We start from the raw sequence: 249 nt of genomic DNA, 5'->3' as shown, positions 1-249 counted from the left end.
CGTAAAGAATATATTTAGCATTGCTATCTCTAATTTCTTTAACAATTTTAGTTAATTCTTTTTGTGATGGATCTTCAGCATTCATGTTTTGAATACCTTTTTGAACAAAACCATAACGATCAGCTAAAGAAATTAAAGATGAATTAGTGAAAAAAGATCCAAAACATAAAGATGACTATGAGAAAAACTACAAAAAATTAAACGACGATCTTAAGAAAATTGATAACGATATGAAGCAAGTTACAAAAG

At 26.5% G+C, this 249-nt stretch carries 1 pseudogene; it reads left to right on the top strand.

The annotated features are described in order from the left end of the window. Nucleotides 1–122: 122 nt before the first annotated feature. Nucleotides 123–249, top strand: a pseudogene (locus tag IDG64_RS14650) (metal ABC transporter solute-binding protein, Zn/Mn family); the annotation flags it as partial.

Source organism: Staphylococcus sp. EG-SA-15, from assembly GCF_017151895.1.
Taxonomy (GTDB): domain Bacteria; phylum Bacillota; class Bacilli; order Staphylococcales; family Staphylococcaceae; genus Staphylococcus; species Staphylococcus aureus.
Note: the sequence above shows the minus strand (reverse complement) of the source record. Positions and strands in the feature narration are given on the sequence as shown.